This is a genomic window from Streptomyces globosus (assembly GCF_003325375.1).
In the GTDB taxonomy this organism is placed as follows: domain Bacteria; phylum Actinomycetota; class Actinomycetes; order Streptomycetales; family Streptomycetaceae; genus Streptomyces; species Streptomyces globosus_A.
On record NZ_CP030862.1, the window covers coordinates 6,457,002 to 6,481,732 of the forward strand.

A 24,731-nucleotide genomic window follows, 5' to 3' on the forward strand; every position below is an offset into this window, starting at 1 on the left:
GTTCAGCGGTACCGTCGGGTGTCGAGGTCAGAAGGAGTGTCCAGCATGCCCGAGCAGCACGACACCGTCCCCGAAATCCAGACGTTCGGCCGGCGTGCCAGAGCGGCACGTGACCGCGCCGGGCTGACCCGGGCCGTGGCCGGCGGCCTTGTCGGCCGCTCGGCGGAGTGGGTGAAGGCCATCGAGACGGGCGCCATCGGGATGCCCCGACTCCCCATGCTGATCCGCATGGCAACGGTCTACGAGTGCGACATCGCCGACCTGACCGGCGACGAGCGGATCACCGCGGCCACGTATACGAAGGCGGTGCACGCCTCGCTCCCCGCCGTCAAGCGGGCGTTGACCACGTACCAGCTCACGGCGGGCGAGGACGAGCCGGAGGCCGCCGAGGTGCTGGCCGCCCGGGTGCGGCGGGCCTGGAAGCTGTGGCACGGAGACGGCGACCACCGGAGCCGCGTCGCCGCTCTCCTGCCGGACCTCCTCGCCGACGCGCAGCGCTCGGTGCGCGCCTTGGAGGGGGCCGAGCGCCGGCGGGTCCTCGCCCTACAGGCGCAGGTCTACCACCTCGCACAGCTGTACCTCGCGTTCCAGCCCGAGCCGGAGCTGATCACGATGGCGGGGGACCGCTCGATGAGCGCGGCGCAGGACGCGGACAGCCCCCGTGCCATCGCGGGCGCGGCCTGGTACGTGAACCACATCTACCGCGACGCCGACACCGCCGCCGAGGCGCGGGTCGAGCTGGCCGAGCAGGCGGCCGCACTGCAACGCCGCGACGACCCGGAGGGCCTGGCCCGGTGGGGCCTGCTCCAGCTGGCGGCCGCACTCTCGTACGCCAAAACGGGCCGGGCCGAGCTGGCGTGGCGGTACTGGGACCGCGCGAAGGACGCCGCCCGGCAGCTCGGCGAAGCGTACGTCCACCCGTGGCTGATCTTCGGGCACGGCATCGTGGACGCCTACGCCCTGGACATCCACCTGGGCCTCGTCCAGCCGGGGAAGGCCGTCGAGGCCGCTGCCGCGCTGGACCTGGGTGCGGTGCCGTCCGCGACCCGACGTGCCCGGCACCTCGTCGAGGCTGCACGGGCCTACGGCATGCAGCAGGAGGGCGTCGCCGCGGTGGCCCTGCTCGGCAAGGCCTACCGGACGTCCCCGGAGACCGTCCGGTTCAGCACGCATGCGCGGATGGTGCTGCCGGAGTTCGCGAAGGCAGGGCCACCGACGGTCCGCGAGGACGCACGGGAGCTGACACTGGCCCTGGGCCTCACCGCTTGATCATCCAAGGGGTAGTGGCCCTACCTCCCGGCGAGTGGGTAGCGGCACTACCCTCCGTGGGTCCGACCGGTACCTACCGTCGTCCCACCACCCTTGACGACCATAGGGAGCGCACCACCGTGGAGACCCGCGAGTCCACCGCCGCCTGCCACAAAGCACCGTTGCCCGACGACTTCTGGGACCTGTCCGCCGAGCAGGCGCTCGGGCGGGCGTGTGTCGCCTGTGGGAAGGCGCTCGGGGTGGGCGCCGTCTACCGGGGGCCGGTCCTGGGGCGGGACGGGGGCATGCTGCTCGACGCCGACGTGTACGCCTGCCCGCCCCCGGCGGAGGGGCGGTGACGCCGGCGGGGCGGATCTGCGTCGTCTGCCGGCAGCCGGTCCGGGGGGAGGGGATCCGGATCGTGCGGCATTCGGCGTCGGGGGCGCTGCCGGACTGCTGGGTGCATGCCGGGTGTGAGCGGGGTCCGCTGCGGCCGCTGAGGCCGCGGCCCCGCCGCGGGGCGTAGCCCCGTCCTACGCCGGGAAGCGGTGGTCGACCCAGCGGAAGGTGACCTCGATCAGGGCCGCCGCGGCCGCGGCGATGCCCACCGCCGCCCACGGCATCGTCGTGCCGACCAGCTTCAGCTGGAAGAACTCCTGGAGCCACGGCACCACCAGCACCAGCAGGAACGCCCCGCCCATCGTCCCGACCAGGGCGACCCGCCACCACGTGTACGGGCGGGCGATGATCGCCAGGACCCACATCGAGGTGAGGAACAGCGTGAGCGTCGCGGCGCTCGTCTCGGCCTGGAGCGCCTCCGGGCCGGTGTAGTGGTGGCGGGCGACCAGGTAGGCGGTGAAGGTGGCTGTCGCGGCGACGATCCCGCCGGGGATCGCGTACCGCATCACCCGTTTCACGAAGTGCGGGCGCGCCCGCTCCTTGTTGGGGGCGAGGGCGAGGAAGAACGCCGGGACGCCGATCGTCAGTGTCGACAGGAGGGTGAGGTGGCGCGGCAGGAACGGGTACTCGACCTGCGAGCAGACGACCAGGATCGCCAGCAGTACCGAGTAGACGGTCTTCGTCAGGAAGAGGGTCGCGACGCGGGTGATGTTGCCGATGACGCGGCGGCCCTCGGCGACCACCGACGGGAGGGTCGAGAAGCTGTTGTTCAGCAGGACGATCTGGGCCACGGCCCGGGTCGCCTCGGAGCCGGAGCCCATGCTGACGCCGATGTCGGCGTCCTTGAGGGCGAGCACGTCGTTGACGCCGTCGCCGGTCATGGCGACGGTGTGGCCGCGGGACTGGAGGGCGCCGACCATGTCCCGCTTCTGCTGCGGGGTGACCCGTCCGAAGACGGCGTTCTGGTCGAGGACGCGGGCCATGCCGTCCCGCTCGGCCGGCATGCGGCGGGCGTCGACGGTGTTCTCGGCGCCGGGCAGGCCCAGCTTGCCGGCGACCGCGCCGACGGAGACCGCGTTGTCCCCGGAGATGACCTTGGCGCGGACGTCCTGCTCCTCGAAGTAGCGCAGGGTGTCCGCGGCGTCGGGGCGCAGCCGCTGCTCCAGGACGACGAGGGCGGTGGGGCGGACTCCGGTGGCGACGCGGTCGTCGTCGAGTTCGCGGGCGGCGCGGGCGAGCAGCAGGACGCGCAGGCCCTGTTCGTTGAGGGTGTTGATCTCGTCGAGGGCGGGGTCGCCGGGCGGGAGGAGGACGTCGGGGGCGCCGAGGAGCCAGGTGGAGCTCTCGCCGTCGCCCTCGCTGAAGCAGGCGCCGCTGTACTTGCGGGCGGAGGAGAAGGGCAGGGACTCGGTGCAGCGCCAGTCCGCGCTGTCGGGGTAGGCGTCGATGATCGCCTGGAGGCTGGCGTTGGGCCGCGGGTCGGATTCGCCGAGCGCGCCGAGGACCTTCCTGACGTAGCCGGGGTCGGCGCCGCCGAGGGGGCGGAGCTCGGTGACGTCCATGCCGCCCTCGGTGAGGGTGCCGGTCTTGTCGAGGCATACGACGTCGACGCGGGCGAGGCCCTCGATGGCGGGCAGCTCCTGCACCAGGCACTGCTTGCGGCCCAGCCGGATGACGCCGATCGCGAAGGCGACGGAGGTGAGCAGGACCAGGCCCTCGGGGATCATCGGGACGATGCCGCCGACGGTGCGGGCGATGGAGTCCTTGAGGTTGGTGTCCTTGACGACGAGCTGGCTGACGATGAGCCCGACCGAGGTGGGGATCATCATCCACGTGACGTACTTGAGGATGGTGGAGATGCCGGAGCGCAGCTCGGAGTGGACGAGGGTGAAGCGGGTGGCCTCCTCGGCGAGCTGGGCGGCGTAGGCCTCGCGGCCGACCTTGGTGGCGGTGAAGGCGCCGCCGCCTGCGACGACGAAGGACCCGGACATGACGGGGTCGCCGGGCCGTTTGAGGACGGGGTCGGCCTCGCCGGTGAGGAGGGACTCGTCGATCTCCAGGCCGTCGGCCTCGCCGACGACGCCGTCGACGACGACCTTGTCTCCGGGTCCGAGTTCGATGACGTCGTCGAGGACGATCTCGGAGGTGGACACCTCGGCGGTGCGGCCGTCGCGGCGGACGCTGGGTTTGGCCTCGCCGATGACGGCGAGGCTGTCGAGGGTCTTCTTGGCGCGGAGCTCCTGGACGATGCCGATGCCGGTGTTGGCGAGGATCACGTACCCGAAGAGGCTGTCCTGGACCGGGGCGACGATCAGCATGACGACCCAGAGGACGCCGATGATGGCGTTGAAGCGGGTGAAGACGTTCGCGCGGACGATGTCGGCGGCGGAGCGGGACGAGCGGACGGGCACGTCGTTGACGGCGCCGCGGGCGACGCGCTCGGCGACCTCCGCGGTGGTCAGCCCGGCGGGCCGGAAGCGGGGGGCGGGCGGGCTGACGGGGTGGACGGGGTCGAGTTCGGCCCCGGCGTCGATGCCGCCGCTGTCGGTCCCGGCCCCGGTGCCGGTCCCGGCCCCGGCCCCGGTTGCGGCTCCGCTGCCCCTTCCGGTCCCGGTTGCGGCCCCGCTCCCCGTTCCGGTGCCGCCGCCCGGTTCGGGACCGCCCGATTCGATCTTCGCCCGCTGCGTCATGCTTTCGACGTTAGAGCCGGAACTGCGGCTTCACCCGCCGAGCGGTAGGAAGATCCGACTTCGGGATGAGGGAAATCGTCCTCGGGTCGAAGGAGTACGGGGCTGCGGCCCGCGCGGTGCCCCAGGGGCGGCTCAGGGGCGGCTCAGGCGCCGTCCTGCTGCGCCGCCCGCTCGGCGGCGTGCCGCTTGAGGGCGGCGTCGCGGCCGCGCACGTACCGGATGCCGATGAGGCCGAGGACGCCGCCCGCGGCGCAGCACCACACCCACCACAGCAGGCCGCGGTCGGCGAACCAGCCGTAGAAGGGCAGCTGGAGGACGAAGAGGGCGAACCAGAGGACCGTGCCGCCGGTGACGGTCGCGACGACCGGGCCTTCGAGGGGCTCGGGGGCCTCGTGTTTCGCTGTCCATTTCGCCATGGCCACCAGTCTAGGCCGCGGAATTCGGGGTCTACGCGCGGAGATGGACGCCCTTTCGTTCATGTGTTCATACTGAAACGGTTTGGGCATGGCCCATTTCTCTCGTATGAACCCCCAATGCCCACGCAATGAGGACCGTATGACCACGTCGGCCCCTGCTCCGGCCCCCGCCTCCCCCGCCCGGCCCCCGGCCCCCGAGGCGTCCGGGGTGGACCGCTTCTTCAAGATCTCCGAGCGCGGCTCGACCGTGGCCCGCGAGGTCCGCGGCGGCTTCGCCACCTTCTTCGCGATGGCCTACATCATCGTGCTGAACCCGATCATCCTCGGCAGCGCGAAGGACATGTACGGCAACCAGCTCGACGGCGGCCAGCTCGTGACCGCCACCGTCCTGACGGCGGCCCTCACCACCCTCCTCATGGGCGTCATCGGCAACGTCCCGATCGCGCTCGCCGCCGGCCTCGGTGTCAACACGGTCGTCGCCCTCCAGCTCGCCCCCCGGATGAGCTGGCCCGACGCGATGGGCATGGTCGTCCTCGCCGGCTTCGTCGTCATGCTGCTCGTCGCGACGGGCCTGCGCGAGCGGGTCATGAACGCGGTCCCGCTCGGCCTGCGCAAGGGCATCGCGATCGGCATCGGCCTGTTCATCATGCTGATCGGCCTCGTCGACTCCGGCTTCGTCACCCGCATCCCCGACGCCGCGCACACCACCGTCCCCCTCCAGCTGGGCACGGGCGGCCACCTGCTCGGCTGGCCGGTGCTGGTCTTCGTCGCCGGCGTGCTGCTGACCCTCGCCCTGCTGATCCGCAAGACGCCCGGCGCGATCCTGATCTCCATCGTGGCCATGACCGCCGTCGCGGTCGCCGTCCAGGCCGTCGTGCAGCTTCCGGACTCCGGCTGGGGCCTGACCGTCCCCGAGTGGCCGGGCAGCCCGGTGGCCGCCCCCGACTTCGGGCTCCTCGGCGAGGTCAGCCTCTTCGGCGGCTTCTCCAAGGTGGGCCTGCTGACCGGCTGCCTCTTCGTCTTCACCGTGCTGCTGTCCTGCTTCTTCGACGCGATGGGCACGATCCTCGGCGTCGGCGACGAGGCCAAGCTCATCGAGAAGGACGGCACCTTCCCCGGCATCAACAAGGTCCTGCTGGTCGACGGCCTCGCCGTCGCCTCCGGCGGCGCGACGTCCTCCTCCGCGACCACCTGCTTCGTGGAGTCCACCGCGGGCGTCGGAGAGGGCGCGCGCACCGGCCTGGCCAACGTGGTGACCGGCGGTCTCTTCGCCGCCGCCCTGTTCCTCACCCCGCTCGCCACCATGGTCCCGTCGCAGGCGGCCACGCCGGCCCTCGTCGCCGTCGGCTTCCTGATCCTCGCGGGCTCGGTCAAGGACATCGACTGGAGCGACTTCACCATCGCCGTCCCGGCCTTCCTGGCCATGGTGATGATGCCGTTCACCTACTCGATCACCAACGGCATCGGCATCGGCTTCATCAGCTTCAGCGTGCTGCGGCTGGCGACCGGCCGGGGCCGCGAGGTGCCGGCGGCCATGTACGCCGTCTCGGCGGTGTTCGTCTTCTACTACGCGATGCCGGCCCTCGGCCTGACCTCGTAGCCCCCGGCCGCCTCAGGTGCGGCCGTAGAACTTCTCGGTCTCGTCGACGGCCGCCTTGAAGCGCTCGTCGAAGTCATCGCGGATGAGCGTCCGGACGACATAGTCCTGGACGCTCATTCCGCGTTTGGCGGCATGTCTGCGGAGGCGGTCGAGCAGCTCCCCGTCCATGCGCATGCTGAACACCTGTGTCCCCATGGCGAAAGGGTCACCGCACAGGACGCGCACGCGGGGGGCTTTTCGGCTCACGCTCACCCTTATGAGTGACACCGGGCCGGTCGTCGGCCGGGGCGGGAAACCGATTGGTCTTTAGCGAGAGTAATGAGTTACGCTAAGGACATGCTTGACCTGACCCATGGCGACGACGCCGCCGCCGTGAACGACCTGCGCTCCGCCGTCATGCGGCTGGGCCGCCGCCTGAAGCACCAGCGCGTCGACGAATCGCTGAGCCCGACCGAGATGTCGGTCCTCGGCACCCTCGCCCGGTGCGGCCGGGCCACGCCCGGCGAGCTGGCCCGGCGCGAACACGTACAACCGCCGTCCATGACGCGCATCGTCGCGCTCCTGGAGGCGAAGGGCCTGGTCAAGCTCGAACCGCACCCCGACGACCGCCGCCAGAAGGTGGTCAGCCAGACGGAGGAGGCCGAGGCGATGCTCGAACAGAGCCGCCGCAAGCGCAACGCCTTCCTGGCCGGGCTCGCGGCGGAGCTCACCGAGGACGAATGGGCCCGACTGCGCGCAGCCGCGCCCGTCCTGGAGAAGCTCGCCCACCTGTAGGAACCACACCGGGAGGCGAACGCCTTTGAGTACGGGAAACGGAGCATCCTCCGCACCCGGCCATACACCCACCACTACCCCTCGCGCCGCGGGCCGGAACACGAAGTCCTCGATGTTCCGCTCGCTGAAGATCCGGAACTACCGGCTCTTCGCCACGGGACAGGTCGTGTCCAACACCGGCACCTGGATGCAGCGCATCGCCCAGGACTGGCTGGTGCTGTCCCTGACCGGCTCGGCCTCCGCGGTCGGCATCACCATCGCGCTGCAGTTCCTGCCCATGCTGGTGTTCGGCCTCTACGGCGGCGTCCTCGCCGACCGGCTGCCCAAGCGGCCGCTGATCCTCGCCACGCAGAGCCTGATGGGCCTGACCGGTGTCGCGCTCGCCGCGCTCACCCTCGCCGGGCACGTCCAGGTCTGGCACGTCTACGTCGCCGCACTGCTGATCGGCCTGATCACCGTCGTGGACAACCCCGCCCGGCAGACCTTCGTCTCCGAGATGGTCGGCCCCGACCAGATCGCCAACGCGATCAGCCTGAACTCGGCGAACTTCCAGTCCGCGCGGCTGGTCGGCCCGGCGGTCGCCGGTCTCCTGATCACCGCCGTCGGATCCGGCTGGGCCTTCCTGCTGAACGGACTGTCCTTCGCCGCGCCCGTCGCCGCCCTGCTGCTGATGCGCCCGGCCGAGCTGCACCGCACCGCACCGCAGCCGCGCGCCAAGGGCCAGCTCCGGGAGGGCGTCCGGTACGTCGCCGGGCGGCCCGAGCTGCTCTGGCCGATCGTGCTCGTCGGCTTCGTCGGCACGTTCGGGTTCAACTTCCCGATCTGGCTGACGGCATTCGTCTCCGACGTCTTCCACAAGGACGCCGGCACGTACGGCCTGCTGAACACGCTGCTCGCGGCCGGCTCCCTCGCCGGCGCGCTCCTCGCCGCCAGGCGCGGCACCTCGCGGCTGCGGGTACTGGTCGCCGCGGCGGTGCTGTTCGCCGTCCTGGAGGTCGCGGCCGCCTTCGCGCCGTCGTTCTGGCTGTTCGCGGCGCTGCTCGTCCCGCTCGGCATGTTCGGGCTGACCGTGAACGTCACCGCGAACGCGGGCGTCCAGACGGCCTGCGACCCCGAGATGCGCGGCCGCGTCATGGCCCTGTTCATGATGGTGTTCACCGGCGGCACCCCGATCGGCGCCCCGCTCGTCGGCTGGGTCACCGACACGTACGGGGCCCGCACCGGCATGGCCGCGGGCGGCCTCGTGTCACTGGCCGCGGCCGCCGCGATCGGCGTCGTCCTCTCCCGGGTCGGCAACCTGCGGCTGAGCGTCGGCCGCCGCGGCGTCGTCTTCGTCCCCGCCGGGCCCCGCGGCCACCTCGTCAAGGCGGCCTGAGCCGGCGGCCGCCGGGGCGCGGCCTACGAGGAGGGGCCTACGAGGAGCGGGGGCGCCGACGGAACAGCCGCCGGCCCGCCACGACGAGCAGCGCGCCGACCGCCAGCACCGCCGCACCGCGGCCCACGCCGCCGCCACCGCCCTCCGGGGCGGCGGCCGGCGGCGCGCCCGGCGCGGCCGTCGCCCCCGGCCCGGCCGGCACCCCGGCCGCCGCGGGCTGCACCGGGACGGCCACCACCCGGCTGTTCGCGCCCTCCGCGCCGAACATCAGCGCCGACCCGTCCGCGGTGTACGTCACGGACTCCGCCTGGCCCTGCCACGGCGCGCCCACGGACACGCCCTCCCCCTGCGGCCGGCCGTCCTTCCACGCCCACGTCTTCGCGAAGAAGTAGCCGCGCAGGGTGAGGCTCGCACCGTCCGGGGAGAACGCGCCGTCCGTCACCCAGGGCAGGTCCGCCACCCGCCGGAAGACGTTGGCCCCCGACGCGGACAGCCTCTCGGGGCCCTCGTACAGGCCGCCCTTGTCCTCGCTCTTGCTCGCGATGTACACGCGGCCCGTCACCGGGTGCACCATGAGCGCCTCCGCGTTGCGCGGCCCGTCCGCGTAGCGCACCGTGAACTGCTCGGCCTTCACCGTGGCGTCGCCGAGCTTCGCGGGCTCGGGGAAGCGGTAGATCCAGACGTGGTCCCAGGTGCCGTCCCTGTTGTCGCCGATGTCGCCGACGTACAGCTGCCCGTCGGGGCCGAGCGAGATCGCCTCGACGTCGCGCGGCCGGCCGATGCCGGCCAGGGTCAGCCGGGCCACCGTCCTGCCCGTCGCCGAGTCGACCGCGTACACGTACGGGCCGTCGTCGCTGTCGTTGTGCGTCCAGTACACGCCCGGGTGGGCGCGGCTCGCGGCCAGCCCGCTCGACTCCTTTATCCGCGGGTCCGCGATGGTGAAGCCGGTGGCGGCAGCGGACGGGGCCGGGCTCGCCGCGGCAGCCCCTCCCGCCGCCGCGGCCGGACCGGCCGGCACCGGCACCAGGAAGGCGGCGGCGCAGGCGGCCGCGACGGCGGCCCGCCGGGCCCGCCGGGCGGGCGGGGGCGCGGACACGGGCGGGGGCGGGGGCGGGGACGGCAGCAGGCGCATGTGCCCAAGCCTGCCAGGGGCGCCCCGCGTGTCCGGCATCACAGGGGCGCGCGGCGTGTGATCCGCGATGATGACCGGATGCGTTTCATGTTCGTCGGCGACTCCATGACCATCGGACGCGCCGGCGACTACACCTGGCGCTACCGGATGTGGCAGCACCTGAACGCCTCCTTCGGCGGCCCGTACGCCGTCGTCGGCCCCCGCACGGGCCTCTACGACCCCCGCGACGACGCCCCCACCAGCCACGACTACGCCGACCCCGGCTTCCCCGAGCGGGCCCGCCGCCACCTCGCCGGCTGGGGCGAGGGCTGGCAGCACATGGCGCCCCTCATAGGCGGCGCCGTCGCCGCCGGCCGCGCCGACGTCCTGCTCGTCTCCCTCGGCCTGATCGACCTCGGCTTCTACACCGCCGCCGACGAGACCGCGGCCAACGCCCGCCGCTTCGTCGCCGCCGCACGCGCCGCCCGGCCCCGCATCCGCATGGTGCTGCTGCCGGTCATCCCGAACGTGCGGGCCGAGTCGGACGCGCCGTTCGCCGCCGAGGTCGACCGCTTCAACGAGCTCCTCGCCAAGGCCGTCGCCGACCTGTCGACACCCTCCTCGCCGATCCTGCTGGGGGCGCGCCCCGCCGGGTACGACATCCACCGCGACACCTACGACGGCACCCACCCCAACGCCTCGGGCGAGCACCGCCTGGCCGGCGAGTTCGCCTCGGTCCTCCACCAGGCCTGGGGCATCGGCGCCCCCTACGCCCCCGCCCCGGACCACGCCCGCCCGTAACGCGTCGCCCGGCGGGGCCGCCGCCCTGCCGGAACGGGCGACGGCCGTGCACACGAGGCCCTACCCGGTCACCAGGCGAAGGCCTCCGGGGACGGGCCCGGCCCCGGGAAGATCTCGTCGAGTCCGGCGAGGACCTCCTCGCTGAGCTCCACCTCCAAGGCGCGCAGCGCGCTCGTCAGCTGCCCGGGGGTGCGCGGGCCGACGATCGGACCCGTCACGCCCGGGCGCGTGAGCAGCCACGCGAGGGCCGTCTCGCCCGGCTCCAGGCCGTGCTTGTCGAGCAGGTCCTCATATGCCTGCACCTGCGCCCTCACCGAGCTGTTGGCCAGCGCGTCCGCCGACCGCCCCGACGACCGCCGGCCGCCCTCGGCCTCCTTCTTGACCACCCCGCCCAGCAGGCCGCCGTGCAGCGGGGACCAGGGGATGACCCCGAGGCCGTAGTCCTGGGCCGCCGGGATGACCTCCATCTCCGCGCGGCGCTCGGCGAGGTTGTAGAGGCACTGCTCACTGACCAGGCCGACCATCCCGCGCCGGGCGGCCGTCTCGTTGGCCTGGGCGATCTTGTAGCCGGGGAAGTTCGAGGAACCGGCGTAGAGGATCTTGCCCTGCTGGATCAGCACGTCGACGGCCTGCCAGATCTCCTCGAAGGGGGTCCGGCGGTCGATGTGGTGGAACTGGTACAGGTCGATGTGGTCGGTCTGGAGCCGCTTGAGGCTGGCCTCGACGGCCCGGCGGATGTTCAGCGCCGACAGCCGGTCCTCGTTGGGCCAGCTCTCGCCCTCGCGGGACATGGAGCCGTAGACCTTGGTGGCGAGGACCGTCTTCTCGCGCCGACCGCCACCCTGGGCGAACCAGCTGCCGATGATCTCCTCGGTGCGGCCCTTGTTCTCACCCCACCCGTACACGTTGGCGGTGTCCACGAAGTTCAGACCTGCGTCGAGCGCGGCATCCAGGATGCCGTGGCTGGTCGGTTCGTCTGTCTGCGGGCCGAAGTTCATCGTGCCGAGGACGAGTCGGCTGACCTTGAGTCCGGTGCGTCCGAGCTGCGTGTACTTCATGAGGCACAAGCCAACTGCTTCGAGCCCACTCCAGGCAAGAGCCGATCACTCAGCCGCTCGTTTATGCCACAACGCGCATAGTCGCGTTTCCGCATGGACGGAGCACCGGCGCCGCTCGTACGGTCGTGGCGATCGGCCCGCAGAGGGCTCGCACGAGGGGGTTCAGCATGGCGCGCGCAGAACTCACACGGCTCACCGGCAACACAAACGGCGGTAACTGCGGGCAGGGAGACTGCCCCAACGTCTACCGCACCGCCTCCGGCTCGTTCGTTGTCCAGGGCGACGTCTCCACCGCCTTCACCCCGCCCGCCGGGGAAGGACTCGTGGAGATCCCCGAGGAAGTCCTGAGGGAGGCCGTCCGTGCTCTTGGATGGTGAAGCCTGGGCGGACAGGTTCAAGACGTTCCAGACCGAAGCCTGGCGGCTTGAGACCCTGCCGCAGTACCTCGTACCGCAGGAAGCGGACGAGTTCGCCGCCTTCAAGGCGGGGGCCCGCTTCCCCGGGCCCTACGAGAACGCGTGGACGGCCATGGTCCGCACCCGCAACGTGGGCCGCGTCCACATCGTCACCCGGCCCCTCACGGACTACCTGCGGTTCGAGTTCGAGCGGTACTACCAGCACCAGGCCCCGGCCGGGGAGGACATCCGCATCCTCGACATCACCGACCGGCCGAACCCGCTCCCCGGCGTCCAGGACTTCTGGATGTTCGACCGCTCGACGGTTGTCCTCATGAAGTACGAGGCCGACGGTACGCAGATCGAGCGGGAGCTGTACGAGGGCGACCCCGCCCCGTTCCTCGCATACCAGCGCATCGCCATCGCGGAATCGGTCCCGTTCCTGGAGTACGTGACCGCGTGACGTTCGAGCCCGAGCAGCTCGGCCAGTCCTCACGTTCGTCGTCACCGAGCAGGCGGCCCGCTCACCGTTCGTCTCCCCGGATGCCATGGCAGTACAGCTCAACCGGCTGGCTTCACTGACCCACCTGCCGAACGTGCGCCTCGGCGTGCTCCCGATCGAGACCCGCCTGCCGGGGTGTCCACTGAACACGTTCACCGTGTACGACGAGCGGCTGGCCACGGTGGAGACGACGGCCGGGGTGATGGTGTTCCGCGACCCGAGGGACGTGCGGATGTACCTCGATGAGTTCGCCGACTACGACGAGCACGCCCTCTTCGGCGAAGACGCGCGGGAACGGCTGGCCGAGTGGTCGAGAGCCTTCCGGTCCTGATCTTTAGTCCGGTACGCGACTGAACCTCGCATAGCCCCCGGTCAACGGGCAAGGATGCCGTGCCGTCGGAGAACACACGGGAGGCGTACGAGATGAGCAGCGAGCAGACCACCATGTCGGGACCCGTACACCTGTCCCTTCCGTCTCCACCTCCGGACCCCGTATCGGGTTGCCTTGAGTGCCTCGGCATCGCCGTGACCCGAGCCAACGCCCGGTCGGTCGGCGACCACTCCAAGGCGACGGACGCGAACGTCGTGCTCCGCACGCACCTGCGGGAAGACCATGGGGCCGAGTAATGGCGCGCGCGGTCCTGCGGTTCTTGACGCACCGGATCACGCGGCATCCGGACACGGACGTGACCTACGAGGCGGAGTGCCTGCACTGCAGGTGGAAGGCGGAGCCGTCGACGGACAGTGCGGCGGTCGACGTCGAGTGCATGAGCCACACCGGCCTGAGCAACCACCGCGGCTTCCGGCGGATCTGTACGTCGTTCGCCATGGTGGTGCGGGCCGGGTGAGGCAGTGTTCAGGAACGGCAGGCGCAGGAGCCGCCGGCGGCGGGCTCTACTGTCCGACGGCGGCCGCCACTGCCACGACGAAGAACATCAGCACGAGCACACCGGCCATCACGCGGTTTCGGGTCTTGGGATCCACCCGTCGAGCGTAACGCGGCCGCCGCCGGTCCCCGTACCGAGGGCCGGGCTGCGGCCCCCGCGGCCGGGTGTCAGCCGCCGAGGGGCCAGGCGCCGGCCACCTCGTAGCGGGGCCGCTCGCCGGGGACGCCGCTCACCGGGAGGCTGCTGCGGACCAGGCTGAGCTCGCCGACCTGCCACGGCGTGCCCTCGAAGCCGGCGAGGGCCTCCGCGTACGGGCGCAGGCCGGTGCCGCCGGCGCTGCGGGCGACGGTGAGGTGGGCGGTGTAGCGGCGGTGGCGGTCCATGGGGACGCCCGCCCGGCGGGCCGCCGCGTCCGCCCGCTCGGCGAGCATCCTCATCGCGTCGATGCCGCCGGCGGCGCCCGCCCACAGGGCGCGGTCCCCGAAGCGGCCGAAGCCGTGCAGGCGGAGGGTGAAGGGCTCGGTGCGGTGCGCGGCCCGCTCCAGGCGGGCGTGCAGGTCGGGCAGGAGCGCGTCGCCGACCTCGCCCATGAAGGCGAGCGTGAAGTGCCAGCCGTCCTCACCGGTCCAGCGCAGCCGGTCGTCGCGGACGGGCTCCAGGGCCCGGCGCAGCTCGGCGACGGCTTCCGGGGGCGGCAGCACCGCGGCGAACAGCCTCATGGCGCGAGCGTAGCCCGCGGGTGCGCGCGACGCCTCCCGCCGCAGCACGCGGGTTCGCGTACGGGCGCGCCGTACGGGCCGCCGGGATCCGCGGCCCAACGCCGGGCGCCCGTACGGCGTGTCGGGGCGCGTGCGGGCGAACCGCGCGGCGCAGCGGGCGCGTTGGCGTGCGGGCCGCCAAGGGGGCGGCGGGGCGGCGCCGTTCGAGGTGCTACGAGTGTCCGAGGTCCGCGGCCGGGAGGTCCGTCGACGGCACCGAGCCGGTGTCGGGGGCGGGCCGCAGCGGGAACTCGTCCGACGCCATCGAGTCGAGGACCGGCGGCGCGGGCCGCAGCGGCTTCGGCATGACGGCGGCCTCGGAGTGCCCGCCGCAGCCGTACGAGAGGGAGACCAGGTGGCCGTCGGCGGGCCCGAACTCGTTGGCGCAGACGCCGAAGGCCTGGCCGAGGGAGCCGCCGATGGCGACGAGGAAGCCGCAGGAGACGCAGGACGCGGGGGCGGCCTGCGCCATCGGGGTCTTCGCGCCGTAGGCCTCGTCCCAGCGGTCGGCGGCGGAGTGCAGCCCGTACCGGGACAGGACGCGGGCGCGCCGCATGCCGAGCTCCTCGGCGACCGCGGCGATGGAGCCGCGGACCGGGACGGCGGTGCGGTCGGTGACGTCGGCGTCCTCCGCCTCGACGAGCTCGGCCATCTCCGCGGAGACCGCCGAGTTCGGCGGCGGCGCGTCCTCGCCGGTGAAGCCGGGCTCCAGGCGCAGGTCGTCGGCGTCGGTGGGCAGCAGGTCGCCGGGGCCGAGGTCGCCGGGCCGCAGGCGCTCGCTCCACGGCACCCATTCGGGGGCCAGGAGGGCGTCGGAGCCGGGAAGGAGCACCGTTTCGTCGAGGGTGACGTACTTCGCACGGGAGGCGCGCGCCACGGTGACGGCCCACCGCCATCCGCGGTAGCCGGCGTCCTTGCACTCGAAGAAGTGCGTGACGACGCGGTCGCCCTCCGCGACCATCCCTACGTGCTCGCCCACGACGCCTGGCGCGGCAAGCTCCTCGGCCGCCCCGCGGGCGAGGTCCACCGCCTCGGCGCACAGGCGGTCGGGGGTCCGGCTTCGCGTCGTCGCAGCACTCACAGGTCTCGTTCTCTCCTACGCCGTCTCACGAGTGCGCCGTCCGTCCCGTCGTCCACAACGACCCGTCGGTCCTGTCCGTGCGAGGCGCGGGCGGAGCGGACCAGAGGGCCGCGTCGACGTCCGCACCCGATCGGTCCCGGGCGCACCTACCTGCCATCCATTCTGCGGGATCGCGAAGAGGCGCGCCGCCAAGAGCAACCGCCGGTGGCGCGCTACGCACGCTACCTCCTCCGGAGCCCCTCGCCCACATGCAAGGTCCGATTCGCGGACAAGGCGGCGGCACGGACGCGGCCGGCCCGCGGCCGCGGACGGCCCCCGCGGGGGTGCCGGGGCGCGCCCGGGAGCCCGGGGGCGGCGGGTCGGCGCCGGGCCGGTGGGGCAGTATGTCGGGTGTGGCACCCGTACGGTCGTCGCGCGGCGGCCCGGGACCGGCCAGGCGGGCCGGCCGGGCCGTCGGGCGTGCCCTGCACCTGCCGGTCACCGGTGCGGCGCGCGGGATCCGGCGCGCGACGCACGCGCACGGGGCCGGCGAGTCGGGCCTTGGCAAGCTGATCGAGCTGCACGCCGTGAACGGCGCCGGCGACGTGATGATCACGGTGGCGCTGGCGTCCACGGTGTTCTTCTCCGTTCCCACGGACGAGGCACGCGGCCGGGTCGCCCTGTACCTCGCCATCACGATGGCGCCGTTCACCGTGCTCGCCCCGGTGATCGGCCCGCTGCTGGACCGGCTGCCGCACGGGCGGCGCGCCGCGATGGCCGGGGCGATGCTGGCGCGGGCGCTGCTGGCGCTGACGATGTCCGGGGCGGTCGCCACGGGGGGTATCGAGCTGTACCCGGCGGCGCTGGGCGTGCTCGTCGCGTCGAAGGCGTACGGGGTGGTGCGCAGCGCGGTGGTGCCGCGGCTGCTTCCGGCCGGGTTCTCCCTGGTGAAGGCGAACTCGCGGGTGACGCTCGCGGGCCTGCTGGCCACGGGCGCAGCCGCGCCGGTCGCGGCGGGACTGCACACGATCGGGCCGCCGTGGCCGCTGTACGGGGCGTGCGTGATCTTCGTGGGGGGCACGGTCGCGGCGTTCCGCCTGCCGCACAAGGTGGACGAGGCCAAGGGCGAGCGGCGGGTGGTGCTGTCGACGCACGAGCCGCGCTCGCGGCGGCCGGGCCTGCGCACGGTCAGCAGCTCGGTGCTGTGCGGGCTGCTGGCGAACGCGGCGATGCGCGCCCTGTCGGGTTTCCTGATCTTCTTCCTGGCGTTCCTGCTGCGGGAGCACCCGCTGTCCGGGCAGAGCGCGGCGGTGTCGCTGGGCATCGTCGGCGTGGCGGCGGGCCTCGGCAACGCGTCGGGGACGGCGGTCGGGGCGTGGCTGCGGGCGCGGGCCCCGGAGGCGATCATCGCGGCGGTGCTGTCGCTGGCGCTGGGGGTGGCGGTGCTGGCCGCGGTGTTCTTCAGCGGGCTGTTCGTGGCCGTGCTGGGGGCGACGGCCGGGTTCTGCCAGGCGCTGGCGAAGCTGTCGCTGGACGCCACCATCCAGCGGGACGTCCCGGAGTCGGTGCGGACCTCCGCGTTCGCCCGGTCGGAGACGCTGCTGCAGGTGGCGTGGGTGCTGGGCGGCGCGATCGGGATCGCGCTGCCGCTGAACGGGGTGCTGGGCATGTCGGTGGCCGCGGCGATCGTCGCCGCGGGCACCGCGTCGGCCGTACGGGGCCTGCTGTCGGCGCCCCGCCCCGACCGTCCGGGCGCCGCCCGGACGCGCGCCGCGTGACGCCGTCCGGGCGGCCGTGTGCGGCGGCCGGGCGGCGGGCGGGCCTCAGGCGGGCGGACGGTCGGCGCCGGACCGGTCGGGGCGGCGGGCGGCCGGCAGGGGGCGGCGGCTGCGGCGGGCGGGGGACGCGGCGCGGCGGCACGCCGCAGGTCGGCGGGACCCCGTGCGGCGGCGGGGGCGACCGGCCCGATAGCCTTCGGCTCATGACCGCACCGCTTATCTCGGGTAAGGGCCGCCGCAGCGTCGCGGCTCTCGGAGCCGTGTCCGCCGGCCTCCTCCTCCTTTCGGCCTGCGACAAGCCGACGCCGCTCGCGACCGTGACGGTCGGCACGTCGTCGGTGTCCTCCGAGGCCGCCTGCACGGACTCCAAGGAACTCTCCATGGAGAAGGTCCAGGAGTGCCTCACCGACATCCGTGACGCCAAGACCATCGACTACGGCCGCGGCGACACGCTGCGGCTGGGCGTCGAGCCCGAGGTCGTCGAGGACGGCAACCGGTGGCAGGCGGTCCTGGACGGCCAGCCGATCACCGAGCCGTCGTCGAACACCTACCGCAGCTTCCCCGGCGCCGACATCTTCGCCACCGGCGGCCAGGGCGAGGCCCCGTCCTCCAAGAAGCTGAACATCGTCCAGGTCAGCGCGGAGGGCAAGCCGCTCGCCGTCTGGGCCTTCAACGTCAAGCTGAAGTAACCGCGCAGGCGACGGTGCGCGCGCTCATCGTGACCGCGGTGGCGGCGGAGGCGGACTCCGTCGCCGCCGGGCTCACCCCTCATCCGGATCCGGCGGTGCCGGAGCCGCGCACCCTGCCGGGCGGCTACGCCGTCCTGCGCCGCGACCTGCCGGGGCTCGCCGCCGACGTGCTCGCCGGGGGCGTCGGCCCGGCCGCCGCGGCGGCCGCGACGGCGACGGCCCTCGCGCTCGGCGACTACGGGCTCGTCGTCTCCGCCGGGATCGGCGGGGGCTTCCAGCCTGCCGCCCCGCCCGGCAGCCTCGTCGTCGCCGACGCGATCGTCGCCGCCGACCTCGGGGCCGACACCGCGGACGGCTTCGTCCCCGTCCAGGAGCTCGGCTTCGGGCGGAGCGTGCACCTGCCGCCCGCCGAGCTCGCCGCGCACGCCGGGGAGGCCGCGGGGGCGCTGCTCGCACCCGTCCTGACCGTCTCCACCGTCACCGGCACCGCCGAGCGGGCCGCCGCCCTCGCCGCCCGGCACCCGTCGGCCGGCGCCGAGGCCATGGAGGGCTTCGGGGTCGCCGAGGCGGCCGCGGCGCACGGGCTGCCGGTCCTGGAAGTCCGCGGCATCTCGAACGCCGTCGGCCCGCGGGACCGCGACGCCTGGCGGATCGGGGACGCGCTCGCCGCCCTCACCGCGGGATTCCGCGCGCTGGGGCCCGTACTCGTCCACTGGGGAGAGCAGCATGAGCACCGCCGTGAGCACCGCAGCCGACCGTGACCCGGGCGCCGCGCTGAGGATCGCCTACTCGCCGTGCCCGAACGACACGTTCGTCTTCGACGCGTGGGCGCACGGCCGGGTGCCGGGCGCGCCCGCCCTCGACGTCACCTTCGCCGACATCGACCTCACCAACGGCATGGCCGAGCGCGGCGAGCTGGACGTGCTGAAGGTGTCGTACGCCGTCCTGCCGTGGGTGCTCGGCGAGTACGCGCTGCTGCCGTGCGGCGGCGCGCTCGGCCGGGGCTGCGGGCCGCTGGTGCTGGCCCGCGAGCCGGGCCTGGACCTCGCGGGGCGGACGGTCGCGGTGCCGAGCGAGCGCTCCACGGCCTACCTGCTGTTCCGGCTGTGGGCGGCGGACGTGCTGCCCGGCGGGGTCGGCGAGGTGGTCGTGCTGCCGTTCCACGAGATCATGCCGGCGGTGCGCGACGGCCGGGTCGACGCGGGGCTCGTCATCCACGAGGCCCGGTTCACGTACCGGGACTACGGGCTGCACTGCCTCGCCGACATGGGCGAGCACTGGGAGACCACCACCGGCCTGCCGATCCCGCTCGGCGCGATCATCGCCAGGCGCTCGCTGGGGCCCGAGACCCTGCGCGCGCTGGCGGAGTCCGCGCGGACCTCGGTGCGGATGGCGTGGGACGACCCGGAGGCCTCCCGGCCGTACGTGCGCGCGCACGCGCAGGAGCTGGACCCGGCCGTCGCCGACCAGCACATCGGGCTGTACGTGAACGAGTTCACCGCCGACCTCGGCGAGGACGGGTACGCGGCGGTCCGCGGACTGCTGACGCGGGCGGCGGCGGAGGGGCTGGTCCCGGCGGTGGCGCCGGACGCGCTGGCCTTCCCGTAGGGCCTGTATTGAGTTGCCCCGTGGAGCAAGGAGCGGCGTTCGGTGCGTGCCCTCGGCGCGCGGGACGAATGTCCTCGTAGCTCCGCTACGAGGACATTCGGCTCGTGCGCCGAGGGTGCGTGCCGGGCGTCGCGACGCCCCGGGGCAACTCGATACAGGCCCTAGTGCTGTGGCCGGCCCCGTGCCCGCCCGTACCGACGCCGGTGCCCCGCCGCTCGCGAGGAGCGGCGGGGCACCGGGGCGGGCGGGCGGCGGCCGGCGCGGGGCTGCCGGCGGCGGCTCAGACGTCCAGCTGGTCGGCGACCGCGCGGAGCAGGCCCGCGATCTTCGTGCCGTGGACCTTGTCGGGGTAGCGGCCGCGCTCCAGCATCGGCGTGATGTTCTCCAGCAGCGTCGTGAGGTCCTGCACGATCGACGCCAGCTCGTCCGGCTTGCGCCGCTGGGCGGCCGCCACCGACGGCGCCGGGTCCAGCACCGTCACGGACAGCGCCTGGTCGCCGCGCTGGCCCGCGACGACGCCGAACTCGACCCGCTGGCCCGGCTTGAGGGCGTCGACCCCGGCCGGGAGTACCGAGGAGTGCACGAAGACGTCGCCGCCGTCGTCTCGGGAGAGAAAGCCGAAGCCCTTCTCACTGTTGAACCACTTGACCTTGCCGGTGGGCACGTCCGTCCTCTGTCCTTGTGCTCGTCGGGTCCGGTGGGCCGCCGCGGCGGCTCCGGATAACAGCGCAGCGGGCCATGGGTGACCCGCCGACTCCAGGCTAGTGGGCGTTGAGCAGGTGACAAGACGTTCCCCGGACCTTCACCGGCTCCACGGCTGTCGGCCGCTCAGGCCAGGGAACTACCCTGGTGGGGTGACTGTTACTCCTCACCCTGACGAACCGCGGCCCGGCGACGGCCTCGTGAAGGCCGGCGGCGTCGTGTTCATCGCGGGCGCCCTGGCCACGCTGGCCACGATGGCCCCGCTGTTCCTGGACATCGACCCGTTCCCGCCGTACGCCTGGGCGGTCTGCATGCTGATGGGCGTCGGCTTCGCGATCTCCGCCGCCGGGGTCCTGCGGTCGGCGGGGGCCCAGCGCCGGGCCGCCCGCGCGGCCGTCGGGACGGACGGGCAGGCGTAGCCGGGGCGCCGGACCCGGACCGGGACCGAAGGGTCCGGGGCGGGGCCGGACGGAGGGGCCGTCGAGGGGCCGTCAGGGGTTCCGGACGCGCGCGAATCCGGCCAGCCAGGCCGGCAGGGCCGTCAGGTCGGGCAGGACGACGTCCGCCCCCGCCTCCCGCAGCTCCCGCTCCGGGCACGGCCCCGTCGCCACCGCGACCGACACCGCACCGGCCGCCCGCGCCCCGCGGACGTCTCCGACGTGGTCGCCGACGTACACCTGCGCCCCGTGCTCGCGCAGCGCCACCGCCTTCGCCTCGGCCCACAGCCAGCCGACGACCGCGTCCGGGCGGATGCCCAGGTGGTCCAGGTGGAGGCGGGCGTTCGGCTCGTGCTTGGCCGTGACGACGACGGTGCGGCCCCCGAGCTCCCGCACCGCCTCCACCGCCTCCCGGGCCCCGGGCAGGGCGCGCGTCGGCTCGATCGCGTAGGCGGGGTAGATCTCCCGGTAGCGGTCCGCGACGGCCTCGACCTCGCCCGGCGGGAACCAGTGCGCCAGCTCCTCTGCGAGCGGCGGCCCCAGCCGGGAGACCGCGGCGTCGGCGTCTATGTACGTACCCGTCTCCGCCGACAGCGCCAGGTAGGCGGCCCTGATGCCGGGCCGCGAGTCGATGAGGGTCATGTCGAGGTCGAACCCGACCGTGAGGGGTGCGGGCGCGCCGGCGTCGGCGGGCCCGGCGGGGGCGGCGGTCGTCTCGGAGCTCATGCGGGCCATTGTGCCGAAGGGGGCGCGGGTGCCGACCGGGGCGCGGGCATCCGCAGGAGCAGGAGCGCTCGGGGGCGTGCCGTCAGCGGCGGCGGGAGCGCCACAGGAGGTAGGCCGCCGAGGCGAGGGCGGCCGTCCTGGCCAGCCAGGGCCACATGTCCTGGAACACCGCGCCCAGGCTGCCGTCGGCCAGGGGTGCACCCCACCGGCCGTCCAGGCGGCCCCACAGCCACACCACCGCCCCCGCGAACACCGCGCCCGGCACCCCGAAGACGACCGCCTTGCGCTCCGCCGGCCCGAGGACGCGCGAGGCGTACGCCAGCAGCCAGCCCCCGGCCAGCAGCAGCCAGGACCCCGCGGCCGCGCCGGCGGCGAGGACGGCCGCGGCGAGCAGCAGGAACGCGTGCGGCTTCGGGCGCGGCGCCGCCGCGGCGGGGGCGGCGGCGGGGGCGGCCGGAGCCGCGGGGGCGGCGGCGGCCTTGCGGGCGCGGCGGCGTTCGCGGAGGTGCCGCAGGAGGGTCTGCTTCTCCTTCTGCTCCTGCTCCCGCTGCGGCGCATCCTTCGCCGCGGCCGGGCCCGCGCCGTCCCGGTCCTCCGGCCGGGAGAACAGCTCCGGGATCTCGATCCCGCCGGCGAATCCCTCCACCTGCGGTCCCGTCCCGTACGGACCCGGCGCGACCCGCCACCAGTCGGGCTCCGCACCGTCGTCCGACCCGAGTTCGGCCAGCCCCGCCAGGTGCGGCGGCGCCGGAGCCTGCGGCGCGGGCGGCGCGGGCGGCGCGGGCTTGGGCCGCAGTCGGCGGGCCGGGCGGGCCGGGCGGTCAGGGCCCCGCTGGGCGGGCACGGACGCCGCGGCCTCCTCCGGGTCCGCGGCCGGGCCGGCGCCGGGGCCGGCGCCGTCGACGACCTCCTCCGGGGAGCCGAGCCGCTCCAGGATGCGCCGCACCGCGGCCGGCGTCTCCGGCTCGTACCTGGCCCGCCGCCGGTCGATCTCGTCCCGCAGCCCGGCCACCAGCCGCATCCGGTCGCCCGACGGCAGCTGCCGCTGCTGCGCCAAGTCCCCGACCCTGCTCAGGTATTCGTAGACGAGGTGGTCGCTCTCGATCCCCATGCCCGCATCCTCCCCGGCGCCCTCACCGCAATGTAGCGCGTGCGCCCGTGGAGCCCGCGACGGCGCAGCGGATACCGTTGGCCGGATGGGGACCGGCCGATGCGACCAGGAGGCGACCGTGCCTGAACCGAGCAGCACCGCAGCGAACGGCGCCCCGCGCTCCCTCGCCGAGGCGCTGCGCGCCCGCGACGACGCGGGGCTGGCGGCCCTGCTGCACGCCCGCCCGGACCTCCTCAGCCCCGTCCCGGGCGACGTGACGCAGCTCGCCACCCGGGCCGGCACCCGCGCATCGGTAGTGCGCGCCCTGGACCGGCTGGACCGGTTCGCGCTGCAGACCGCGGAGGCCCTCGCCGTCGCCCCGGACCCCTGCCCGTACGGGGTGCTGGAATCCCTCCTCGCCGGGACCGGCGAGGCCGCCACCGACAACGGCACCCGCACCGCGCTCCCCCGCGCCCTCGCGACCCTGCGCGACCAGGCCCTCGTCTGGGGCGGCGACGACCGGCTGCGCCTGGTCCGCACCGCCCGCGAGCTCCTCGCCCCCTCCGCCTCCCGCCCCTCCCCCACCGGTCTCGGCCCGACCGTCGCCGAGGCCACCGCCGGGATGTCGCCGACCCGGATCCAGGAGATCGTCGCGGCGGCCGGGCTTCCCGCCACCCACGACCCGGTGTCGGCGGTCGCCGCACTGACCGGCCTGTTCACCGACCCGGAGCGGATGGCTGCGCTGCTGGACCAGGCGCCGCCGGAGGCCCGCCACGTGCTGGACCGGCTCGTGTGGGGGCCGCCGTACGGGGAGGTCACCGCGAACCCGGCGCCGCCCGTGCGCTGGCTGCGCGACCGCGGCCTGCTGCTGCCCGCGACGACGCGGACCGTGGTACTGCCCCGCGAGGTCGCCCTCCACCTGCGCGGCGGCCTCGCGCACCGCACCCCGGAGCCGGCCGCGCCCCGGGTGGCGGTGCGGCACGAGCACCGTCCGCAGCTCGTGGACGCGGGCGCCGCCGGGCAGGCCCTGGCCGCACTCGCGACCGTCGAGGAGCTGGTGAAGTCCTGGGAGCACTCCGGCCCGCCCGTGCTGCGCGCCGGCGGGCTGTCCGTACGCGACCTGAAGCGCACGGCGGCCGCCCTCGACGCGGACGAGCCGACCGCCGCGTTCTGGATCGAACTCGCCTACGCCGCCGGGCTCCTGGCCGCCGACGGCGAGGTCGACGAGCGGTACGGGCCCACCCCCGCCTTCGACGGCTGGCGCGAACTGCCGCCCGCCGAACGGTGGTCGGCCCTCGCCGGGGCGTGGCTGCCCGCCACCCGCACCGCCGGCGCCGTCGGCGAGCAGGACCCCAAGGGCCGCACCCTCGCCGCCCTCGGCCCCGGCCTCGACCGGTCCGCCGCCCCCGAGGTCCGCCGGCGCGTCCTCGAACTCCTCGCCGCACTCCCCGAAGGCGCCTCCCCCGACCCGCAGTCCCTCCTCGACCGGCTCTCCTGGGAGCGGCCCGTCCGCGGGACCAGCGAGCTGCGGGCCCGCCTCGCCGGCCAGACCCTCACCGAGGCCGAACTCCTCGGCGTCACCGGCCGCGGGGCGCTCTCCGCGCCCGGCCGGGCCCTGCTGGAGCACCGCGACCCGGCGCAGCCGCTGGCGCCACTGCTGCCCGAGCCCGTCGACCGCATCCTGCTCCAGGCCGACCTGACGGCGGTCGCGCCCGGCCCGCTGGCCCGGCCGCTCGCGGACGTGCTGGCCGTCCTCGCCGACGTGGAGTCCAAGGGCGGGGCGACCGTCTACCGGTTCACGCCCGGCTCGGTACGCCGCGCCCTCGACGGCGGGCACACCGCCTCCGACCTGCACGCCTTCCTCGCCGAGCACAGCGCCACCCCGGTTCCGCAACCGCTGTCGTACCTGGTCGACGACGTGGCCCGGCGCCACGGCCGGCTGCGGGTCGGCGCCGCCTCCTCGTACGTCCGCTGCGACGACGACGCCCTGCTCGGCGAGATCCTCGCCGACAAGCGGTCCGCGCCGCTGGGCCTGCGCCGCCTCGCGCCGACCGTGCTCGCCGCGCAGGCCGATCCGGTGGCGCTGCTCGACGGGCTGCGGGCCATGGGCTACGCCCCGGCCGCCGAATCGCACACCGGCGACGTGCTGGTGGCGCGGGCCGACGCCCGCCGCACGCCGGCGCGCGCCAGGCCCGTCCCCGTACCGGAGGGGCCGCCGCTGCCGGACGAGACCCTGCTGGCCGCGGCCGTACGGGCCATCCGCGCCGGGGACCTCGCGGCGACGGCCGTGCGCAAGGAGCCGGCGGCGGCCGCGGCCGGCGGGGGCGGGGGCGCCGGGGCCGCCGCTTCCGGGGAGCTGCCGCGCACCAGCGCCGCGGAGACCCTCGCCACCGTGCAGGCGGCCGCCCTGACCGGGTCGGTCGTGTGGATCGGGTACGTGAACGCGGAAGGAGCGGCGAGCCAGCGCGTCATCGCGCCGGTGCGGGTGGAGGGCGGCTTCGTCACCGGCTACGACCACACCGCAGACGAGGTCCGCACCTTCGCCCTGCACCGCATCACCGGGGTCGCCGAACTCGCCGACGACCAGGTCTGAGGGCACGTCAGCCGGGCGGGACCGGGGACCCGGG

At 74.4% G+C, this 24,731-nt stretch carries 25 protein-coding genes and 1 pseudogene; 16 read left to right on the forward strand and 10 right to left on the reverse strand.

Annotation, left to right across the window (positions count from 1 at the left end; translation table 11 throughout):
- Positions 1-45: 45 nt before the first annotated feature.
- Both C0216_RS28565 and C0216_RS28570 read left to right on the forward strand, forming a co-directional pair.
- Positions 46-1,269 (forward strand): helix-turn-helix domain-containing protein, encoded by a 1,224-nt coding sequence (locus C0216_RS28565; RefSeq protein WP_114058025.1) that lies wholly within the window; start codon positions 46-48, stop codon positions 1,267-1,269.
- A gap of 119 nt (positions 1,270-1,388) precedes the next feature.
- Complete coding sequence (locus tag C0216_RS28570; protein WP_114058026.1) at positions 1,389-1,607, forward strand: hypothetical protein; 219 nt, start codon at positions 1,389-1,391, stop codon at positions 1,605-1,607.
- A gap of 174 nt (positions 1,608-1,781) precedes the next feature.
- Here the strand turns inward: C0216_RS28570 and C0216_RS28575 are convergent, their stop codons facing one another.
- Positions 1,782-4,337 carry an HAD-IC family P-type ATPase gene (locus C0216_RS28575; RefSeq protein WP_174250480.1) on the reverse strand — a complete coding sequence of 852 codons (2,556 nt, stop codon included), beginning with the start codon at positions 4,335-4,337 and terminating at the stop codon, positions 1,782-1,784.
- A gap of 143 nt (positions 4,338-4,480) precedes the next feature.
- Complete coding sequence (locus tag C0216_RS28580; RefSeq protein WP_114058027.1) at positions 4,481-4,753, reverse strand: DUF2530 domain-containing protein; 273 nt, start codon at positions 4,751-4,753, stop codon at positions 4,481-4,483.
- A gap of 139 nt (positions 4,754-4,892) precedes the next feature.
- Here C0216_RS28580 and C0216_RS28585 point away from each other — a divergent pair, with 139 nt between their 5' ends.
- Positions 4,893-6,353, forward strand: a complete 1,461-nt coding sequence (locus C0216_RS28585) for an NCS2 family permease (protein ID WP_114058028.1) — start codon at positions 4,893-4,895, stop codon at positions 6,351-6,353.
- Positions 6,354-6,365: 12 nt separating this feature from the next.
- On the opposite strand, the gene C0216_RS28590 is transcribed toward C0216_RS28585, so the two are convergent.
- Positions 6,366-6,548: a ribbon-helix-helix protein, CopG family gene (locus tag C0216_RS28590; RefSeq protein WP_114058995.1), complete on the reverse strand. Its 183-nt coding sequence runs from the start codon at positions 6,546-6,548 to the stop codon at positions 6,366-6,368.
- 141 nt (positions 6,549-6,689) lie between these two features.
- On the opposite strand from C0216_RS28590, the gene C0216_RS28595 reads away from it, so the two are divergent.
- Positions 6,690-7,127, forward strand: a complete 438-nt coding sequence (locus tag C0216_RS28595) for a MarR family winged helix-turn-helix transcriptional regulator (RefSeq protein WP_114058029.1) — start codon at positions 6,690-6,692, stop codon at positions 7,125-7,127.
- A 25-nt stretch (positions 7,128-7,152) separates the two neighbouring features.
- Positions 7,153-8,502: an MFS transporter gene (locus tag C0216_RS28600; protein WP_114058030.1), complete on the forward strand. Its 1,350-nt coding sequence runs from the start codon at positions 7,153-7,155 to the stop codon at positions 8,500-8,502.
- 37 nt (positions 8,503-8,539) lie between these two features.
- On the opposite strand, the gene C0216_RS28605 is transcribed toward C0216_RS28600, so the two are convergent.
- Entirely contained in the window at positions 8,540-9,634 is a 1,095-nt protein-coding gene (locus C0216_RS28605) for a WD40 repeat domain-containing protein (protein WP_246042727.1), read from the reverse strand.
- A 78-nt stretch (positions 9,635-9,712) separates the two neighbouring features.
- Here C0216_RS28605 and C0216_RS28610 point away from each other — a divergent pair, with 78 nt between their 5' ends.
- The gene (locus C0216_RS28610) at positions 9,713-10,414 is read left to right on the forward strand and encodes a GDSL-type esterase/lipase family protein (protein ID WP_114058031.1); all 702 of its coding nucleotides are present in this window, start codon (positions 9,713-9,715) and stop codon (positions 10,412-10,414) included.
- Positions 10,415-10,482: 68 nt separating this feature from the next.
- Here the strand turns inward: C0216_RS28610 and C0216_RS28615 are convergent, their stop codons facing one another.
- A complete protein-coding gene (locus C0216_RS28615; RefSeq protein ID WP_114058032.1) occupies positions 10,483-11,472 on the reverse strand; it encodes an aldo/keto reductase in 990 nt (329 codons plus the stop codon).
- Positions 11,473-11,639: 167 nt separating this feature from the next.
- On the opposite strand from C0216_RS28615, the gene C0216_RS28620 reads away from it, so the two are divergent.
- From C0216_RS28620 to C0216_RS28640, 4 genes and pseudogenes are all read left to right on the forward strand, one after another.
- A complete protein-coding gene (locus C0216_RS28620) occupies positions 11,640-11,849 on the forward strand; it encodes a hypothetical protein (protein ID WP_114058997.1) in 210 nt (69 codons plus the stop codon).
- Positions 11,833-12,330: a DUF6879 family protein gene (locus C0216_RS28625; RefSeq protein ID WP_114058033.1), complete on the forward strand. Its 498-nt coding sequence runs from the start codon at positions 11,833-11,835 to the stop codon at positions 12,328-12,330. The genes C0216_RS28620 and C0216_RS28625 overlap by 17 nt, the downstream gene beginning before the upstream one ends.
- Positions 12,331-12,352: 22 nt before the next feature.
- A pseudogene (locus C0216_RS28630) lies at positions 12,353-12,700 on the forward strand (Scr1 family TA system antitoxin-like transcriptional regulator); the annotation flags it as partial.
- Positions 12,701-12,995: 295 nt separating this feature from the next.
- Entirely contained in the window at positions 12,996-13,217 is a 222-nt protein-coding gene (locus tag C0216_RS28640) for a hypothetical protein (RefSeq protein WP_114058035.1), read from the forward strand.
- 206 nt (positions 13,218-13,423) lie between these two features.
- On the opposite strand, the gene thpR is transcribed toward C0216_RS28640, so the two are convergent.
- Complete coding sequence (gene thpR, locus C0216_RS28645) at positions 13,424-13,975, reverse strand: RNA 2',3'-cyclic phosphodiesterase (protein WP_114058036.1); 552 nt, start codon at positions 13,973-13,975, stop codon at positions 13,424-13,426.
- A 211-nt stretch (positions 13,976-14,186) separates the two neighbouring features.
- A complete protein-coding gene (locus C0216_RS28650) occupies positions 14,187-15,095 on the reverse strand; it encodes a DUF3027 domain-containing protein (protein WP_114058037.1) in 909 nt (302 codons plus the stop codon).
- 383 nt (positions 15,096-15,478) lie between these two features.
- Here C0216_RS28650 and C0216_RS28655 point away from each other — a divergent pair, with 383 nt between their 5' ends.
- The 4 genes from C0216_RS28655 (at position 15,479) to C0216_RS28670 (ending at position 19,149) form a co-directional block, all read left to right on the forward strand.
- Positions 15,479-16,852: an MFS transporter gene (locus C0216_RS28655; protein WP_114058038.1), complete on the forward strand. Its 1,374-nt coding sequence runs from the start codon at positions 15,479-15,481 to the stop codon at positions 16,850-16,852.
- Between the two features lie 203 nt (positions 16,853-17,055).
- Entirely contained in the window at positions 17,056-17,541 is a 486-nt protein-coding gene (locus C0216_RS28660) for a DUF2771 domain-containing protein (protein ID WP_114058039.1), read from the forward strand.
- Between the two features lie 14 nt (positions 17,542-17,555).
- Positions 17,556-18,302 carry a futalosine hydrolase gene (locus tag C0216_RS28665; RefSeq protein WP_114058040.1) on the forward strand — a complete coding sequence of 249 codons (747 nt, stop codon included), beginning with the start codon at positions 17,556-17,558 and terminating at the stop codon, positions 18,300-18,302.
- A complete protein-coding gene (locus tag C0216_RS28670; RefSeq protein ID WP_114058041.1) occupies positions 18,268-19,149 on the forward strand; it encodes a 1,4-dihydroxy-6-naphthoate synthase in 882 nt (293 codons plus the stop codon). The genes C0216_RS28665 and C0216_RS28670 overlap by 35 nt, the downstream gene beginning before the upstream one ends.
- Positions 19,150-19,429: 280 nt before the next feature.
- Here C0216_RS28670 and C0216_RS35155 read toward each other — a convergent pair whose 3' ends face one another.
- Entirely contained in the window at positions 19,430-19,813 is a 384-nt protein-coding gene (locus C0216_RS35155) for a cold-shock protein (RefSeq protein ID WP_030012939.1), read from the reverse strand.
- A gap of 190 nt (positions 19,814-20,003) precedes the next feature.
- Here C0216_RS35155 and C0216_RS28680 point away from each other — a divergent pair, with 190 nt between their 5' ends.
- Entirely contained in the window at positions 20,004-20,270 is a 267-nt protein-coding gene (locus C0216_RS28680; RefSeq protein WP_114058042.1) for a hypothetical protein, read from the forward strand.
- Positions 20,271-20,342: 72 nt separating this feature from the next.
- Here C0216_RS28680 and C0216_RS28685 read toward each other — a convergent pair whose 3' ends face one another.
- Together C0216_RS28685 and C0216_RS28690 are read right to left on the reverse strand one after the other, a co-directional pair.
- Positions 20,343-21,014: an HAD family hydrolase gene (locus C0216_RS28685; RefSeq protein ID WP_114058999.1), complete on the reverse strand. Its 672-nt coding sequence runs from the start codon at positions 21,012-21,014 to the stop codon at positions 20,343-20,345.
- Between the two features lie 82 nt (positions 21,015-21,096).
- Positions 21,097-22,125, reverse strand: coding sequence for an HAAS signaling domain-containing protein (locus C0216_RS28690; protein WP_114058043.1), 1,029 nt, complete (start codon positions 22,123-22,125; stop codon positions 21,097-21,099).
- A gap of 85 nt (positions 22,126-22,210) precedes the next feature.
- Here C0216_RS28690 and C0216_RS28695 point away from each other — a divergent pair, with 85 nt between their 5' ends.
- Entirely contained in the window at positions 22,211-24,697 is a 2,487-nt protein-coding gene (locus C0216_RS28695) for a helicase C-terminal domain-containing protein (RefSeq protein WP_114058044.1), read from the forward strand.
- The last annotated feature ends 34 nt before the right edge of the window (positions 24,698-24,731 follow it).

Excerpts from the sequence above, each read along its gene's own strand:
- C0216_RS28620 (WP_114058997.1), top strand. The coding sequence starts at position 11,640 with ATGGCGCGCGCAGAACTCACACGGCTCACCGGCAACACAAACGGCGGT.
- C0216_RS28585 (WP_114058028.1), top strand. The coding sequence starts at position 4,893 with ATGACCACGTCGGCCCCTGCTCCGGCCCCCGCCTCCCCCGCCCGGCCC.
- C0216_RS28670 (WP_114058041.1), top strand. The coding sequence starts at position 18,268 with ATGAGCACCGCCGTGAGCACCGCAGCCGACCGTGACCCGGGCGCCGCG.
- C0216_RS28690 (WP_114058043.1), bottom strand. The coding sequence starts at position 22,125 with ATGGGGATCGAGAGCGACCACCTCGTCTACGAATACCTGAGCAGGGTC.
- C0216_RS28640 (WP_114058035.1), top strand. The coding sequence starts at position 12,996 with ATGGCGCGCGCGGTCCTGCGGTTCTTGACGCACCGGATCACGCGGCAT.
- C0216_RS28605 (WP_246042727.1), bottom strand. The coding sequence starts at position 9,634 with ATGCGCCTGCTGCCGTCCCCGCCCCCGCCCCCGCCCGTGTCCGCGCCC.
- C0216_RS28685 (WP_114058999.1), bottom strand. The coding sequence starts at position 21,014 with ATGAGCTCCGAGACGACCGCCGCCCCCGCCGGGCCCGCCGACGCCGGC.
- C0216_RS28565 (WP_114058025.1), top strand. The coding sequence starts at position 46 with ATGCCCGAGCAGCACGACACCGTCCCCGAAATCCAGACGTTCGGCCGG.
- C0216_RS28655 (WP_114058038.1), top strand. The coding sequence starts at position 15,479 with ATGTCGGGTGTGGCACCCGTACGGTCGTCGCGCGGCGGCCCGGGACCG.
- C0216_RS28575 (WP_174250480.1), bottom strand. The coding sequence starts at position 4,337 with ATGACGCAGCGGGCGAAGATCGAATCGGGCGGTCCCGAACCGGGCGGC.
- C0216_RS28695 (WP_114058044.1), top strand. The coding sequence starts at position 22,211 with ATGGGGACCGGCCGATGCGACCAGGAGGCGACCGTGCCTGAACCGAGC.
- C0216_RS28660 (WP_114058039.1), top strand. The coding sequence starts at position 17,056 with ATGACCGCACCGCTTATCTCGGGTAAGGGCCGCCGCAGCGTCGCGGCT.
- C0216_RS28580 (WP_114058027.1), bottom strand. The coding sequence starts at position 4,753 with ATGGCGAAATGGACAGCGAAACACGAGGCCCCCGAGCCCCTCGAAGGC.
- C0216_RS28610 (WP_114058031.1), top strand. The coding sequence starts at position 9,713 with ATGCGTTTCATGTTCGTCGGCGACTCCATGACCATCGGACGCGCCGGC.
- C0216_RS28615 (WP_114058032.1), bottom strand. The coding sequence starts at position 11,472 with ATGAAGTACACGCAGCTCGGACGCACCGGACTCAAGGTCAGCCGACTC.
- C0216_RS28595 (WP_114058029.1), top strand. The coding sequence starts at position 6,690 with ATGCTTGACCTGACCCATGGCGACGACGCCGCCGCCGTGAACGACCTG.
- thpR (WP_114058036.1), bottom strand. The coding sequence starts at position 13,975 with ATGAGGCTGTTCGCCGCGGTGCTGCCGCCCCCGGAAGCCGTCGCCGAG.
- C0216_RS28590 (WP_114058995.1), bottom strand. The coding sequence starts at position 6,548 with ATGGGGACACAGGTGTTCAGCATGCGCATGGACGGGGAGCTGCTCGAC.